This is a genomic window from Kitasatospora sp. NPDC050463 (assembly GCF_040655255.1).
In the GTDB taxonomy this organism is placed as follows: Bacteria; Actinomycetota; Actinomycetes; order Streptomycetales; family Streptomycetaceae; genus Kitasatospora.
The window spans coordinates 108,108-120,821 of record NZ_JBFAJO010000018.1 but is presented as its reverse complement, the minus strand read 5'-3'; the positions used below and the strand labels follow the sequence as shown (position 1 = coordinate 120,821).

12 protein-coding genes are annotated in these 12,714 nt (G+C 74.4%); 6 read left to right on the top strand and 6 right to left on the bottom strand.

Going from position 1 to position 12,714, the window contains the following annotated elements:
* The first annotated feature begins 6 nt into the window (after positions 1-6).
* On the top strand, positions 7-1,020 hold the full coding sequence (locus AB0J08_RS14475) for a TIGR03842 family LLM class F420-dependent oxidoreductase (protein WP_360632342.1): 1,014 nt from the start codon (positions 7-9) through the stop codon (positions 1,018-1,020).
* An 87-nt stretch (positions 1,021-1,107) separates the two neighbouring features.
* Entirely contained in the window at positions 1,108-2,571 is a 1,464-nt protein-coding gene (locus tag AB0J08_RS14470; RefSeq protein ID WP_360632422.1) for an NCS1 family nucleobase:cation symporter-1, read from the top strand.
* A 116-nt stretch (positions 2,572-2,687) separates the two neighbouring features.
* On the opposite strand, the gene AB0J08_RS14465 is transcribed toward AB0J08_RS14470, so the two are convergent.
* Positions 2,688-3,926 carry a glycosyltransferase gene (locus tag AB0J08_RS14465; protein WP_360632339.1) on the bottom strand — a complete coding sequence of 413 codons (1,239 nt, stop codon included), beginning with the start codon at positions 3,924-3,926 and terminating at the stop codon, positions 2,688-2,690.
* A 134-nt stretch (positions 3,927-4,060) separates the two neighbouring features.
* On the opposite strand from AB0J08_RS14465, the gene AB0J08_RS14460 reads away from it, so the two are divergent.
* Positions 4,061-4,327: a GlsB/YeaQ/YmgE family stress response membrane protein gene (locus AB0J08_RS14460; RefSeq protein ID WP_360632336.1), complete on the top strand. Its 267-nt coding sequence runs from the start codon at positions 4,061-4,063 to the stop codon at positions 4,325-4,327.
* Positions 4,328-4,464: 137 nt separating this feature from the next.
* Here the strand turns inward: AB0J08_RS14460 and AB0J08_RS14455 are convergent, their stop codons facing one another.
* The 5 genes from AB0J08_RS14455 to AB0J08_RS14435 all read right to left on the bottom strand — a co-directional run bounded on the left by AB0J08_RS14455 (position 4,465) and on the right by AB0J08_RS14435 (position 8,160).
* A complete protein-coding gene (locus tag AB0J08_RS14455) occupies positions 4,465-5,052 on the bottom strand; it encodes a TetR family transcriptional regulator (protein ID WP_360632334.1) in 588 nt (195 codons plus the stop codon).
* A 166-nt stretch (positions 5,053-5,218) separates the two neighbouring features.
* Positions 5,219-6,232, bottom strand: a complete 1,014-nt coding sequence (locus AB0J08_RS14450; protein WP_360632331.1) for an aldo/keto reductase — start codon at positions 6,230-6,232, stop codon at positions 5,219-5,221.
* A gap of 144 nt (positions 6,233-6,376) precedes the next feature.
* Complete coding sequence (locus AB0J08_RS14445) at positions 6,377-6,919, bottom strand: (4Fe-4S)-binding protein (protein WP_360632328.1); 543 nt, start codon at positions 6,917-6,919, stop codon at positions 6,377-6,379.
* The gene (locus AB0J08_RS14440) at positions 6,919-7,221 is read right to left on the bottom strand and encodes a GNAT family N-acetyltransferase (RefSeq protein WP_360632325.1); all 303 of its coding nucleotides are present in this window, start codon (positions 7,219-7,221) and stop codon (positions 6,919-6,921) included. Before AB0J08_RS14440 ends, AB0J08_RS14445 begins: the two co-directional genes overlap by 1 nt.
* Before the next feature lie 48 nt (positions 7,222-7,269).
* On the bottom strand, positions 7,270-8,160 hold the full coding sequence (locus AB0J08_RS14435; RefSeq protein WP_360632322.1) for a hypothetical protein: 891 nt from the start codon (positions 8,158-8,160) through the stop codon (positions 7,270-7,272).
* A 153-nt stretch (positions 8,161-8,313) separates the two neighbouring features.
* Here AB0J08_RS14435 and AB0J08_RS14430 point away from each other — a divergent pair, with 153 nt between their 5' ends.
* The 3 genes from AB0J08_RS14430 to AB0J08_RS14420 all read left to right on the top strand — a co-directional run bounded on the left by AB0J08_RS14430 (position 8,314) and on the right by AB0J08_RS14420 (position 12,650).
* Positions 8,314-9,810, top strand: coding sequence for a histidine kinase (locus tag AB0J08_RS14430; protein ID WP_360632319.1), 1,497 nt, complete (start codon positions 8,314-8,316; stop codon positions 9,808-9,810).
* Positions 9,807-10,466, top strand: coding sequence for a response regulator transcription factor (locus tag AB0J08_RS14425; RefSeq protein ID WP_360632316.1), 660 nt, complete (start codon positions 9,807-9,809; stop codon positions 10,464-10,466). Before AB0J08_RS14430 ends, AB0J08_RS14425 begins: the two co-directional genes overlap by 4 nt.
* 906 nt (positions 10,467-11,372) lie before the next feature.
* Positions 11,373-12,650, top strand: a complete 1,278-nt coding sequence (locus AB0J08_RS14420; protein ID WP_360632313.1) for a M20/M25/M40 family metallo-hydrolase — start codon at positions 11,373-11,375, stop codon at positions 12,648-12,650.
* The last annotated feature ends 64 nt before the right edge of the window (positions 12,651-12,714 follow it).

Here is a 12,714-nt window from a genome sequence, read left to right as displayed (position 1 = left end):
CCCCCGATGGACATCGGCCTCGTCCTGCAGACCGACCCGCCCGCCCGCCTGCTCATCGACCGGATGGTCCGCGCCGAACAGGCCGGGTTCAGCCACGGCTGGACCTTCGACTCCTGCGTCCTGTGGCAGGAACCCTTCGTCATCTACAGCCGGATCCTCGCCGAGACCACGACACTCACCGTCGGCCCCATGGTCACCAACCCCTCCACCCGCACCTGGGAGGTCACCGCCTCCCTCTTCGCCACCCTCAACGACATGTACGGCAACCGCACCATCTGCGGCATCGGCCGCGGCGACTCCGCGATGCGGGTCGCCGGCCGCCACCCCGCCACCCTCGCCCGGCTCTCCGAAGCCATGCACGCCATCAAGGAGTTGGCCGAGGGCCGCACCGTCGAGGTCGACGGCACCGAGATGCACCTGCCCTGGGTCCGCGAAGGCGCCGCGCTGCCGATCTGGATGGGCGCCTACGGCCCCAAGGCGCTCGCCCTCACCGGCCGCCAGGCCGACGGCTTCATCCTCCAACTCGCCGACCCCTACCTCACCGAGTACATGATCAAGGCCGTCCGAAGCGCCGCCGCGGACGCCGGCCGCGACCCCGACGCCCTCACCATCTGCGTCGCCGCCCCCGCCTACGTCACCGCCGACGACTCCCCGGCCGCCCTGGCCCACGCCCGCGAACAGTGCCGCTGGTTCGGCGGCATGGTCGGCAACCACGTCGCCGACCTCGTCACCCACTACGGCGAACACTCCGCCGTCGTCCCCGAAGCCCTCACCGAGTACATCAAGGGCCGCCAGGGCTACGACTACAGCCACCACGGCCGGGCCGGGAACCCCGACACCGCGTTCGTCCCCGACGAGATCGTCGACCGCTTCTGCCTCATCGGCCCGGCCGACGCCCACCGGACCCGGCTCGAACACCTCCGTGCCCTCGGCGTCGACCAGTTCGCCGTCTACGCCATGCACGACGCCGTCGAGACCACCATCGACGCCTACGGCACCGACGTCATCCCCCGACTCTGAGAGAGGAGACCCGCCCCGGTGAACGGTGACCCGCCGCCCCCGGCCGCACCCGTGCCCGCCGCCGGTCAGCGCGAGCTCGGGGACGGCCTGGTCGAACTCGACCCCGCCGCCCCCGAGCTGCCCGCCAACGGCTTCACCAATGACGACCTGCGGCCCGTCCCCGTCGCCCGCCGCACCTGGACCACCTACAACTTCCTCGCCCTGTGGGTCGGCATGGCCCACAACATCCCCTCCTGGACGCTCGCCTCCGGCCTCGTCGCCCTCGGCATGGACTGGAAGCAGGCCGTCCTCACCATCGCCCTGGCCAACCTCGTGGTGCTCGTTCCGATGCTGCTCACCGGCCATGCGGGCACCAAGTACGGCATCCCGTTCCCGGTCTTCGCCCGCGCCTCCTTCGGCCTGCGCGGAGCCAACCTGCCCGCGCTCCTGCGGGCCGCCGTCGCCTGCGCCTGGTTCGGCATCCAGACCTGGATCGGCGGCGAGGGCATCTTCCTGCTCGTCGGCAAGCTGCTCGGCGAATCCTGGCGCACCGCAGCCGAGTTCGGTGGCCACCCGTGGACGCAGTGGCTCTCCTTCCTGCTGTTCTGGCTGGTCGAGATGGCCGTGATCGCCCGCGGCATGGAGGCCCTGCGCCGGTTCGAGAACTGGGCCGCTCCCTTCGTCATCGTCGGAGCGCTGGCCCTGCTGGCCTGGATCACCGTGAAGGCGGGCGGGTTCGGGCCGCTGCTCGACCAGCCCTCCCGGCTCGGCTGGGACGGCGACTTCTGGAAGGTCTTCTTCCCGGCCCTGATGGGCATGATCGGCTTCTGGTCGACCCTGGCGCTCAACATCCCCGACTTCACCCGCTTCGGCGGCAGCCAGCGCGCCCAGATCCGCGGCCAGGCGCTGGGGCTGCCCACCACCATGACCCTCTTCGCCCTGCTCTCGGTGCTGGTCACCTCCGGCTCCCAGGCCGTCTACGGCGAACCGATCTGGGACCCGATCGCGCTCGCCGCGAAGATGGAGAGCCCGGTGGGCATCCTGTTCGCCCTGCTGACCGTCCTGGTCGCCACGCTCTCCGTCAACATCGCGGCGAACGTCGTCTCGCCCGCGTACGACCTCGCCAATCTGCTGCCCCGGCTCGTCGACTTCCGTACCGGGGCGCTGATCACGGGCGTGGTCGGGATCGCGCTCTTCCCCTGGAAGCTGATCGCCGACCCGCACGTCTACATCTTCACCTGGCTCGGTACGGTCGGTGGTCTGCTCGGCACGGTGGCCGGTGTCCTGATCGCCGACTACTGGCTGCTGCGGCGCACCCGCCTCCTGCCGGCCGAGCTCTACCGCCCGAACGGCGCCTACTGGTACACCGCCGGCTGGAACTGGCGCGCCGTCACCGCCCTGCTCGTCGGCGGGCTGCTCGCCGTCGGCGGCTCCCACGGCGGCCCGTTCCCGGCCGACGGCCTGGTGCCCCTCCTGAAGCCGCTCGCCGACTACGGCTGGGCGGTCGGCTTCGGGGCCTCGTTGGTCCTCCACGCCGCGCTGAGCCGGGGGACGGGCCGGCGGCGGCGCTGAACCCGGCCCGCGTGCCGGTGCGGTTGCCGGTGCGGCCCCGGTGCGGGCCCGGTGCGCGGGTGGTGCGGGGTCGGGCGGTTACCGGTGCGGGGCCGGTGCGGGCCCGGTGTGCGGGTTCAGGAGGAGAGGCGGTCGATGGTGGCCAGGACCTTGGCGGTGCCGTCCTCCTCGGCCAGCGTGGTGGCCAGGGTCCGGGCGCGCTCGCGGTAGTGGGGGTCGTCGAGCGCGCGGCGCACGGTCGCGGCGAGGCGGGCGGCGGTGAGCGCGGGTAGCGGGACCGGGCCGGGGGAGGTGCCGAGGCGGGTGAGGCGGTCGGACCAGAACGGCGCGTCGAGTTGCGCGGGCACGGGGACGGCGGGCGTGCCGGCCCGGAGGGTCGCGGCGGTGGTGCCGGCACCGGCGTGGTGGACGACGGCGGCCATCCGGGGGAACAGCCAGTCGTGCGGAGTGTCGTCGATGGTGAGGACGTCGTCGGAGTCGGCCGCGCCGAGGCCGCTCCAGCCGGCCTGGAGAACGGCCCGCACCCGGGCCGCGCGCAGGGCGGCGAGAACGGTGGCGCTGAGTGCCTCCGGGTCGGGGACGACCAGGCTGCCGAAGCCGACGAAGACCGGCGGCGGACCGGCGGCGAGGAAGTCGACGAGGCGCTCCGGGGGTCGCCAGCCGGGGTCGGGATGCGGCCACCAGTAGCCGGCCACGTCCAGGCCGGGGCGCCAGTCGGCGGGACGCGGGACGACGGCGGGGGAGAAGCCGTGCAGGACGGGGTGGGCGCGTCGGGCCCGGGCGATGCTGCGCGGGGGCAGGCCGAGCCGGTGGCGCAATTGGCGGACGGCGGGGGCGAAGAGGCGGTCGGTGGCCGCCTCCACGGCATGGCCGGCGAGCAGGTTCCCGGTGCGTCCCAGGGACCGGGTGCCGGTCACCGAGGGCGCGAACTCCCGAGTGGGGGAGATCGGTTGGAGATAGAGGCCGATGCTGGGAATGCCCGCGGCCTCGGCGGCGACCTGGCCGAGCGGGGTGGTCGCGCTGGTGGTGAGCAGGAGGTCGGTGCCCCGGGCGGTGGCCGCGACGATGCCGGCGCCGAGAGCGGGCATGAAGGAGCGGCCCAGGCGCAGGAGTTGGATGACGGAGAACGGTCCGGAGCCGGTCCGCAGCAGGCGCTGGCCGCGGTCCGAGGCGAGTTCGGCGCGTGGATCGACCGGGAGCGGGCGGAACTCCAGACCGGCGGCGCGCACCAGGTCGGCGAAGGTGGTGTGGGTGGCGACGGCCACCTGGTGGCCGGCCGCGCGGAGGTGGGCGCCGAGGCCGGTGAAGGGGGCCACGTCGCCCCGGGAGCCGGCGGTGGCGATCAGGATGCGCATGGCCGCAGTATCGCGGCGCGGGCGGTCGGCCCGGTCGGTGCCACGCCCGGCGCATCGCAACCGCGGGGGCGCACGGGGGCGTCCTCGCCGGTAGAGCGGCCAGTCGGGACCGCCGTGACGGAGGTGGAGGACGCATGAGCATAGTCGCGTGGATCGTGCTGGGTCTGGTGGCCGGGGCGCTGGCGAAGCTGCTGCTGCCGGGGAGGGACCCGGGAGGCCTGGTGGTGACCACCCTGATCGGCATCGCCGGGTCCTTCGTCGGCGGCTGGATCTCCTCGCGGATCCTGGACCGGCCGGTGTCCGCGCACTTCTTCGACCTGGCCACCTGGGGCTCGGCGATCGGCGGCGCGCTGGTGCTGCTGATCCTCTACCGGATCTTCTTCGGCAACTCCCGCAGCTGACCGTCCGGTTGGGACCGTCCGGTTGGGACCCGGACGATTGGGACCGCCCGGTCGGGCGAACCCTTTCCGGCACCGGGGCACCGGGGCACCGGGGCACCGGGTGCGGTCCGGGGCGGGGGAGAGGGACTTGGGCCCGGTCAGCGGGCGAGGAGGCCGCCGAGGAGCAGCTTCCAGAGGGCCTCGAAGCGCTCCGGCGCCTGCGGGTCGGACCACTCGGCGGCGTACGCCGGATCGTGGAAGTGCGCGGTCGCCTCGAACAGGGCCCGGGCGGTCGGGCCCACCGGAGTCGGCCCGAATTCCTTCGTGTCCACCCCGTCCTGGACCACCCGGCCGATCTGCCCCACCAGGGTGTCGACGTGGGCCTCGACGGTGCTGCTGGTCTCCGCGACCAGCACCAGATAGGTCGCGAACAGCTGCGGGTCGTCCAGCGCCTTCTTCCGCTTGGCGGCGAACAGCGTCTCCAGCCAGCGGTGCAGACGCTCGACCGCAGGTCCGGGCTCGGCGGCGATGGCCGCGAGGCTGTCGTGCGCCTGGTCGAGCCAGCGCTGGGTGACGGCCTCGCGCAGCGCCGCCTTGCTGGGGAAGTGGCGGTAGACGCTGCCGTGGCTGACACCGAGGGTGCGGGCCACGTCCACCACGGTGGCCTTGGCCGGGCCGAACCGCCGGAGGACCTCCTCCGTCGCGCCCAGGATCTGCTCGGGAGTGAGTGCGCTGTCCGTGGTCACGGGGAGGTACGTCCTAACGGGGTGGTGCGTCCGCTGCCGGGGCGGCGGACGGTGCTGCGGCTGACGGGCGGTGCGGCGGCCGGGCGGGGCCCGGACCGGAGGCGCGGGAGCGGCGCCGCCGGCGAGGCCCCGTTCGGCAGCGAACCGGTGACCGCCGTCGTGCCGGTCAGTGCTCGCTGTCGAGGTGGGCCATCTGAGCGGCAGCGTACCTCTCCCCGGCGGCGGACCCGGCGGGGACGGCGGCCTCGATGGCGGCGAGGTCGGCCGTGGTGAGGGTGACGTCCAGGGCGCCGAGGGCCTCGGTGAGCCGGTCGCGGCGCCGGGCGCCGACCAGCGGCACGACGTCCTCGCCGCGCGAGGCGACCCAGGCGATCGCGATCTGGGCGACGCTCGCGCCCCGCTCGGCGGCGACCGCGCGCAGGGCCTCGACCAGGTCGAGGTTGTGGATCAGGTTGTCGCCCTGGAAGCGGGGGCTGTGGCCGCGGAAGTCGGTGCCGGCCAGAGCACGCTCGTTGTCCCAGTGCCCGCTGAGCAGCCCCCGCGAGAGCACGCCGTACGCGGTGACGCCGATGCCCAGCTCGCGGGCGGTGGGCAGGATCTCGGCCTCGATGGAACGCGAGAGCAGCGAGTACTCGATCTGCAGATCGCTGATCGGGTGGACGGCGCAGGCCCGGCGCAGCGAGTCGGCGCCGACCTCGGAGAGGCCGATGTGGCGCACGTAACCGGCCTTGACGAGGTCGGCGATCGCGCCGACCGTCTCCTCGACCGGGACGCCCGGGTCCAGCCGCGCCGGGCGGTAGACGTCGATGTAGTCGGTGCGGAGGCGGCGCAGCGTGTACGCGAGGGCGGTCTTGGTCGCGGCCGGGCTCGCGTTGTAGCCGAGCCACTGGCCGTCGGGGCCACGCTGGGCGCCGAACTTCACGCTGATCTGCACGCTCGCGCGGTCCCGGCCGCGCAGTGCGTCGTGGATCAGCAGCTCGTTGTGGCCCATGCCGTAGAAGTCGCCGGTGTCGAGGAGGGTGACGCCCGCGTCGAGCGCGGCGTGGATGGTGGCGATGCTTTCGGCCTCGTCGGCCGGACCGTACAGGTCGGACATGCCCATGCAGCCGAGACCGAGGACTGAGGTGGTGGGGCCGGTCGCGCCGAGCCGGCGCTGGGGGATCCGGGGAGTGGTGGACATGGGGATCTCCTGGCGGATGAGGGGACGAGGGGTGAGACGAGGCCCGCGCAGCCGCTCGGGGTGCGGGAGCCTGCGAGGTCCACTATGACACTGCGGCTGACAGATTTCAAAGTTTGTCAGCCGTCATCTGTCATCTGTCATTCGTCACCTTTGGCGGGAAGCTGTCGCCGTACCCTCTTGGCCGCCGCCCTGCCCGTCGCTCCCGCCCTGCCCGTCGTTCCCGCCCAGGTCGTCCGTCTCCCTGCCGCACGCCCCGCTCCGGTCGCAGTACGGCTGCTCGCCGCTGCACCCACACCCGCACAACATCGCCCTCACCGTCTCCCGGACCTCACCCGCGGCACCCGCCACCCGCAACTCACCGCGCACCAGCAGTCGCCCATCCGCTGTCCGCCGCACCGTCGTCGGCCGCTCCGGGGCCTCCGGATCGCCGTCCGCCAGTCGGTAGGTCAGCGCGCCCGTCGGGCAGCGCCGCACCACCTCGGCGACCAGCCCCGGCTCCGCCGCGTCCGGGCTGATCCACGGGCGCCGCGCCGTGTCGAACACCGACGGCAAGCCGCGCACGCACTCGGCCGCGTGCCGGCAGACCTGCGGATCGAAGGTCACCGCGATCCCCGCGCCCTCGTACGTTCGGGCGCCCCGACGAAGGGCCCCAGCCTCGTCCTCGTCCTCGTCCCCGTCGGTGCCCATCAGTCACTCACCCGGCTGCGGTTCTCGTAGGCCAGATCCGTGTACTCGGGGTGGCGCAGCATCCAGGCCTTGATGAACGGGCAGGTCGCCAGCACCGCCAGCCCGCGCTCGCGCGCGTCGTCCAGCGCGGCCCGGGCCAGCGCGCCGCCGATGCCCTGCCCCTCGAAGGCCGGCTCGACCACCGTGTGCGGATACACCACCAGCTGGTCGCTGCGGATGTACTCGGCGAACCCCGCCAGGGCATCGTCCACCCGGGCTTCGAAGCGGCTCTCGGCTTCGGCATCGCGTACCGTGACGGTCATTGCAGGCTCCTCACTGCCGGACACGGAGCCGGGGACGGCCCCGGTCCATCATCGAGCGCCGGTGACCACCCCGCCCGTCGGCTCGCCCGCCACCGCGGCTCCGCCCGCTGTCGCGTCGCCTGCTGTCGTGGCGCCCGCCGCCGTGGCGCCCGCTATCGCTCCGTCCGCCGCGCCGGTTACCGGGGTGGGCGTCCGGGCGTCCGCCCTGCCGCCCGGGGCACGCAGTAGATGGGCCTGCGCCGGCGGCAGATTGCGCCAGACCGTCCGGGTGCCCAGCCCGTACGTCGCCTCGAACCGCCGCAGCAGCCGTGTCACCGCCCGGTGCCGCGCGCCCCGCTGGGGCCCGAAGGCCAGCGTCCGGGCGGCCGTCGTGCCCAGGTACCCGAACCAGGTCAGCTCGCCGCCCGGGATCAGCAGCCGCAGATAGAGCTCCAGGAGGTGTCTGACCCGCGCAGGCTCGAAGTTGGTGAACGGCAGGGCCGAGACGATCACGTCGTACCGCTCGCCCACCGGCCCGCCGCCGTCCGGCGCGGGCGGTCGGCACTCCGGCAGTTCCTCCACCCGGCACGCCGACAACCGCAGCCCGACTTCCGGTCCACGCCGGGCCAGCTCCGGATCCTGGCGCAGCCGCCCGGCGAACCGCGGGTTCGCCTCGACGACGTGCAACCGGTCACCCGGGCGCAGCACTTGGGCCAGCCGCCGGGTCACCGCCCCCGTGCCGGCGCCGACCTCCAGGACCGAGAGCGGCCGGTCCGGCCGGCTGGTCACCGGAACCACCAGGGCGTTCACCAAGTCCGCCCCGCTCGGTGCCAGCGCGCCCGTACTGTGGAACGTGCGGAACGCCTCGGCGAGGAACAGCAGCCGGTCACCACCAGCCTGGTCCGGACCGGTGTCGGAGGGGTGGGGGCGGATGCGGGAGTACAGCTGATCTGTCGTCATGGCGCCGACGCTAGAGGCGCTCGCGCCCGGCCGAATCTGTCGATTGGCAGTGCCGAACCCCGACGAAAGTCGAGGGTGCCGCTGGTCGTTCGTCAGGGGTCGAGCGCCCTGGCCGAGCCCTAGCATCAGCCCAGGCCAATGGGAGGAGACCGCGTGACCACAGGCCGCGTGGACCACCCGCGCCACCGAACCCGCCCGAACCGCTCGGGCGACCCCCACCACCCGGACCGCCGACCCGACGAGCCGCCTGCTCCCCGACCATCCGCCGCCCTGCTCGGCTGGTACGCCCCCGGCCACCGTCGCTGGACGGAGACCTTGCTCCTGCTGGCCATCCTCGCCCTCATCGCTGAGGAGGGCGGCACCCAGTGGAACAATGCCGACGGCCCCCACCGGGTCCTGCGCACCGCCGCCGCAGGCCTCGCCGCCCTGTCCCTTCTCCTCGCCCGCCGCCACCCGGTCGCCTCCGCCGTCCTCCCCGTCCTCACCGCAGGGCTCCTCAATCGCGCTTTCCCCGGCCTGTTCAGCGTCTTCCACCTGGCCTCGACCGGCCGCGTCGGCCCGGCCGCGGCCGGTGGCGTCACCATCGCTCTGATCAGCGCGGCCCACGCCGACTCCCTCGCCGACTGGGCCGGGACCGCCGGCTCACAGCTGCTCATCGAAGCCGCCGCGCTCGCCCTCGGCCTCTGGCTGTACGGCCGCCGCGTCCTGATCGAGACCCTGCACTCCCAGGTCGACGTGCTCCGGCGGGAGCGCGAGCTCCGCGCAGAACAGGCCCGCTCCGCCGAACGCGCCCGGATCGCACGGGAGATGCACGACGTGCTGGCCCACCGCCTCAGCCTGCTCGTGCTGCACGTTGGAGTCCTGCGCGACCAGGCCCGAGCCGGTACGGTCGCCGACGACCCCGACCGGCTCGCCCACCGGCTGGAACTCCTGCGCACCGCCGCCGCCCGCTCGCTCGACGACTTGCGGGACGTCCTGGGCGCGCTCCGAGCCGAACCGCAGCCACCAGAGGAGCCCCACCTGCCCCACCTGCCGGACGGGTCTGCGACCCCGACCGACCCGCAGGCTCCCGCGAGCGCCTCGGCACGGGCCCCGTCTCCCGTCGGATCACCCGTGCCCGTGCCCTCGGCATGCCCCTCCCCGCCGCGCACGCCGATACCCGCACCGGCCCTGCGCGACCTCACCGAACTCGTCAGGGAGGCCACCGCCGCCGGGCAGGCGGTCGAACTCGCTCTCGGCGGAGACCCGGAGGCCGTGCCCACCACCCACCGCCTGGCCGTCCACCGCCTCGTCCAGGAGGCGCTCACCAACGCCCGCAAGTACGCGCACGCGGCCCCCGTGAGGGTCCGGGTCCGCTACGGCGCCCCGGCGACCACCGTCGAGGTGTGCAACGACGCGGGCGGACCGGAGCCGTCCGGGGCCGGCACCGGCGGCGGGTACGGCCTGGTCGGGCTCGCTGAACGGGTCGGTGCACTCGGCGGGCACTTCGACGCCGGAGCCGACGGCCACGGCGGCTTCCGCCTCGCCGCCCGGCTCCCCCCGCCCGAGCGCCAGCCGCCGCCCCACCCGGCCCGGACCGGTCCGCTCCCGCCGTCCTTGAGACCGACACCGCTCCCACCGCTCCAGCCGCCCCAGAGCGAGGGTTCATGATCCGCACCATGGTGGTCGACGACGACGCACTGGTCCGCCTCGGCCTCGTCGATCTGCTCGCCCAGGACCCAGCCCTCACGGTCGTCGGCGAGGCCGCCGACGGGCTGCAGGCCGTCGAACTCGCCCGCCGCCGGCGCGTCGACGTCGCCCTGATGGACATCAGGATGCCCCGTCTCGACGGCATCGCTGCCACCCGTCGGCTGCGCGAGCTGCCGGACGCCCCGCGCGTCATCGCACTGACCACCTTCGACCTGGACGAGTACGTCTACCAGGCGCTCGCCGCCGGCGCCGACGGCTTCCTGCTCAAGGACACCCCGCCCGCCGAGATCGCCCGCGCCGTCCACATCGTGGCCGGCGGCCAGGGCATGCTGCACCCGGCCGCCGCCCGCCGCCTCATCGACCGCTACCACCGCACGGGCGCACCCCGCTCGGTCTCCGCCCGCAGCCGGACGGCCCGGCTGACCCCGCGGGAGGCGGACGTCCTGCGCGAACTGGCCCGCGGACTCTCCAACGCCGAGATCGGCGCCGTGCTCGGGATGCGCGAGAGCACCGTCAAGGCGCATGTCAGCCGGATCCTCTCCGAGCTCGGCGTCGGCAACCGCGTCCAGGCCGCATTGCTCGCCCGCGACGCCGGACTCACCGACGACCTCGGCTGAGGATCGGCGGCCCCAGAGCCCCCCGGAGCGAGACTGAACCGGCCAACCCTCCACCCCCGCGCTGCCCCCGCCACCTTCACCCCCGCCACCTTCACCGCAGCCGCCCTCACCGTCACCGCCCACATCGTGGATTCCGCCGTGCGCTCCGCCGCCGCCCACGGCTGTCGCTCCCCGCCGTCGCCGACGACCATCTTCCTGGTACCGAACGCTGAGCCGCTGTCACCCATCCGGCGTGGAAAACCCGCGCCTTGGCCGTTTGCGCTGCCGAACCCGGACGCGGGGTCCATGGTGGAGATGGGCGCGATCCGGCGACCGCGCTCGCGTGCCGATCCAGGCCCGCGCGCCGTGCGCCCGCCGCTGTTCTCCGACGGGCGCCCGAGGCAGGGCCCGGCCCCGGCGCGCTGGGAGCAGGGCCACCTCGCAGGAAACCGAACGGTTCTTCTAGGCTCACAACTCGGCTTCCCTGCGGCGGTGCCGTTGCTGCGCCCGCCGCATCGAAGCCGCCGTCCACGGGGGCTCCGGGCCGACCGGGGCCTCCGGATCGAGCGAGGAGGACGCAATGCCAAGCATGCCGCCCAGCCGTTCCACCGTACTTGGGCCAGACGGGCCGACCTGGCGGCCCGTACGCAGGGCCGGGGCCGCGCGTCCCGGCTGGTCCGGACACCCGGGCTGGTCCGGCCGGCCGGTCCGGCCGCTGAATACCGGCGGCGGCCGCGGAGGCGAGCGTTGAGTCCCCAAACCGTCCGGCCGTCCGCCGTGCCGACCGTGACCGCCGAAGCCGCAGGCACCCCCGCATCGGCCAACACCCCTGTGATTCTGGCCTCAGCCCCGGTTGTCGTGGAGGCCGTACAGGCCGATCCGGCCCGGGCCACGACACCGCTCTCGACATCGCTCACGGCACCGGTCGTGTCCGCCCCGCCGGCCCGCCCCGCCGCGCCCGCCCCGACGGCCACCGTGTCGTCGCGCGCCCCGGCGACCACCGACGGTGACCCCCAACCCGGCCCCACCGCCGCGCTTCCCGGACTGCCCCAGGCCCTCAGCTCCCGCGCCCGCACCTTGGCCGGAGCCGTACGGCGCCGCTGCGCCGACCTCGCCCGCATCGAGTCGCCCAGTGGCGACGCGCCCCGACTCAACGCCCTCGCCGAGGAGTTGAGCGCAGGATTCCGCGCCACGGGCGCCACCGCCCGGCGCGAGCCCGGCCCCGCCGGTGACCACCTGGTGCTCCAGTGGGAAGGCCAGGACGAGAGCCTGCCTCATCTTCTCGTGGTCGGCCACCACGACACCGTCTGGCCGGTCGGCATCCTCAACGACTGGCCGGTCACCGAACAGGACGGCACTCTCAGTGGCCCCGGCGTCGTCGACATGAAGGGCGGACTCGCCGTCCTGGAGGGTGCGTTCGCCCTGCTGGCCGACCTCGGCCAGCGCCCGCACCGCACCGTCCGGCTGGTCGTGGTCTCGGACGAGGAAGTCGGCAGTCCCGACGGCCGCCGCCTGGTTGAGCGCCAACTGCGCGGGGCGGCTGCCGTCCTGGGGCTCGAACCGCCGCACCCGGACGGTCGCCTCAAGACTGCCCGCCGGGGCAGCACCCGGGTGCGGCTGACCGTCACCGGGCGGGAGGCGCACGCCGGCAACGACGCGGGCGAGGGCGTCTCCGCGGTGGACGAGCTCGTCGACCAGCTGGTTGCGGTCCGCGCTCTCGCCCGCCAGCCCGGCACTGAGCTCAACGCCGGGAGGATCAGCGGCGGTACCCGCGCCAACGTGGTCGCCGGCGGGGCCGAGGCCGAGCTCGGCCTGCGCTTCTCCACCGGTGAGGCGCAGCGCCGCACGCTCGACAGCCTGGCCAGGCTCACCGCGCTGCGGCCCGGAGCTCGGGTGCGGACGGAGGTGCTGTCCAGCCGGCCGGCGTGGCCGGAGCGCACCGCCAACCCGTTGCTGCGGCACGTCCGATCGCTCGCGGCGGTGCTGGGACAGCAGCTGGACGGCGGTCCGGCCGGTGGCGCGGGGGACACCAATCTGCCGGGCTCGCGCGGCCTGCCCACGCTGGACGGCTTCGGCGCGGTCGGGGCCGGGGCGCACGCCCGGCACGAGCACATCCGGATCGATCAGCTGGCCCCCCGGATCGCGCTGCTGGCGGCGCTCCTCGCCGTACCGTTGCCGCGCCTGCGGGACCGGTCGGAAGGGTGAGCGCGCCGCTGCCGCGGTAGCGGCAGGCCAGGCCCCCTGGGCCCGTCGTCCGAGCTGGTTCGGG

What these genes read in the sequence shown, in the direction of transcription:
- AB0J08_RS14465 (WP_360632339.1), bottom strand. Translation starts at nt 3,926, where the DNA reads ATGCGCATCCTGATCGCCACCGCCGGCTCCCGGGGCGACGTGGCCCCC.
- AB0J08_RS14460 (WP_360632336.1), top strand. Translation starts at nt 4,061, where the DNA reads ATGAGCATAGTCGCGTGGATCGTGCTGGGTCTGGTGGCCGGGGCGCTG.
- AB0J08_RS14425 (WP_360632316.1), top strand. Translation starts at nt 9,807, where the DNA reads ATGATCCGCACCATGGTGGTCGACGACGACGCACTGGTCCGCCTCGGC.
- AB0J08_RS14450 (WP_360632331.1), bottom strand. Translation starts at nt 6,232, where the DNA reads ATGTCCACCACTCCCCGGATCCCCCAGCGCCGGCTCGGCGCGACCGGC.
- AB0J08_RS14475 (WP_360632342.1), top strand. Translation starts at nt 7, where the DNA reads ATGGACATCGGCCTCGTCCTGCAGACCGACCCGCCCGCCCGCCTGCTC.
- AB0J08_RS14440 (WP_360632325.1), bottom strand. Translation starts at nt 7,221, where the DNA reads ATGACCGTCACGGTACGCGATGCCGAAGCCGAGAGCCGCTTCGAAGCC.
- AB0J08_RS14445 (WP_360632328.1), bottom strand. Translation starts at nt 6,919, where the DNA reads ATGGGCACCGACGGGGACGAGGACGAGGACGAGGCTGGGGCCCTTCGT.
- AB0J08_RS14435 (WP_360632322.1), bottom strand. Translation starts at nt 8,160, where the DNA reads ATGACGACAGATCAGCTGTACTCCCGCATCCGCCCCCACCCCTCCGAC.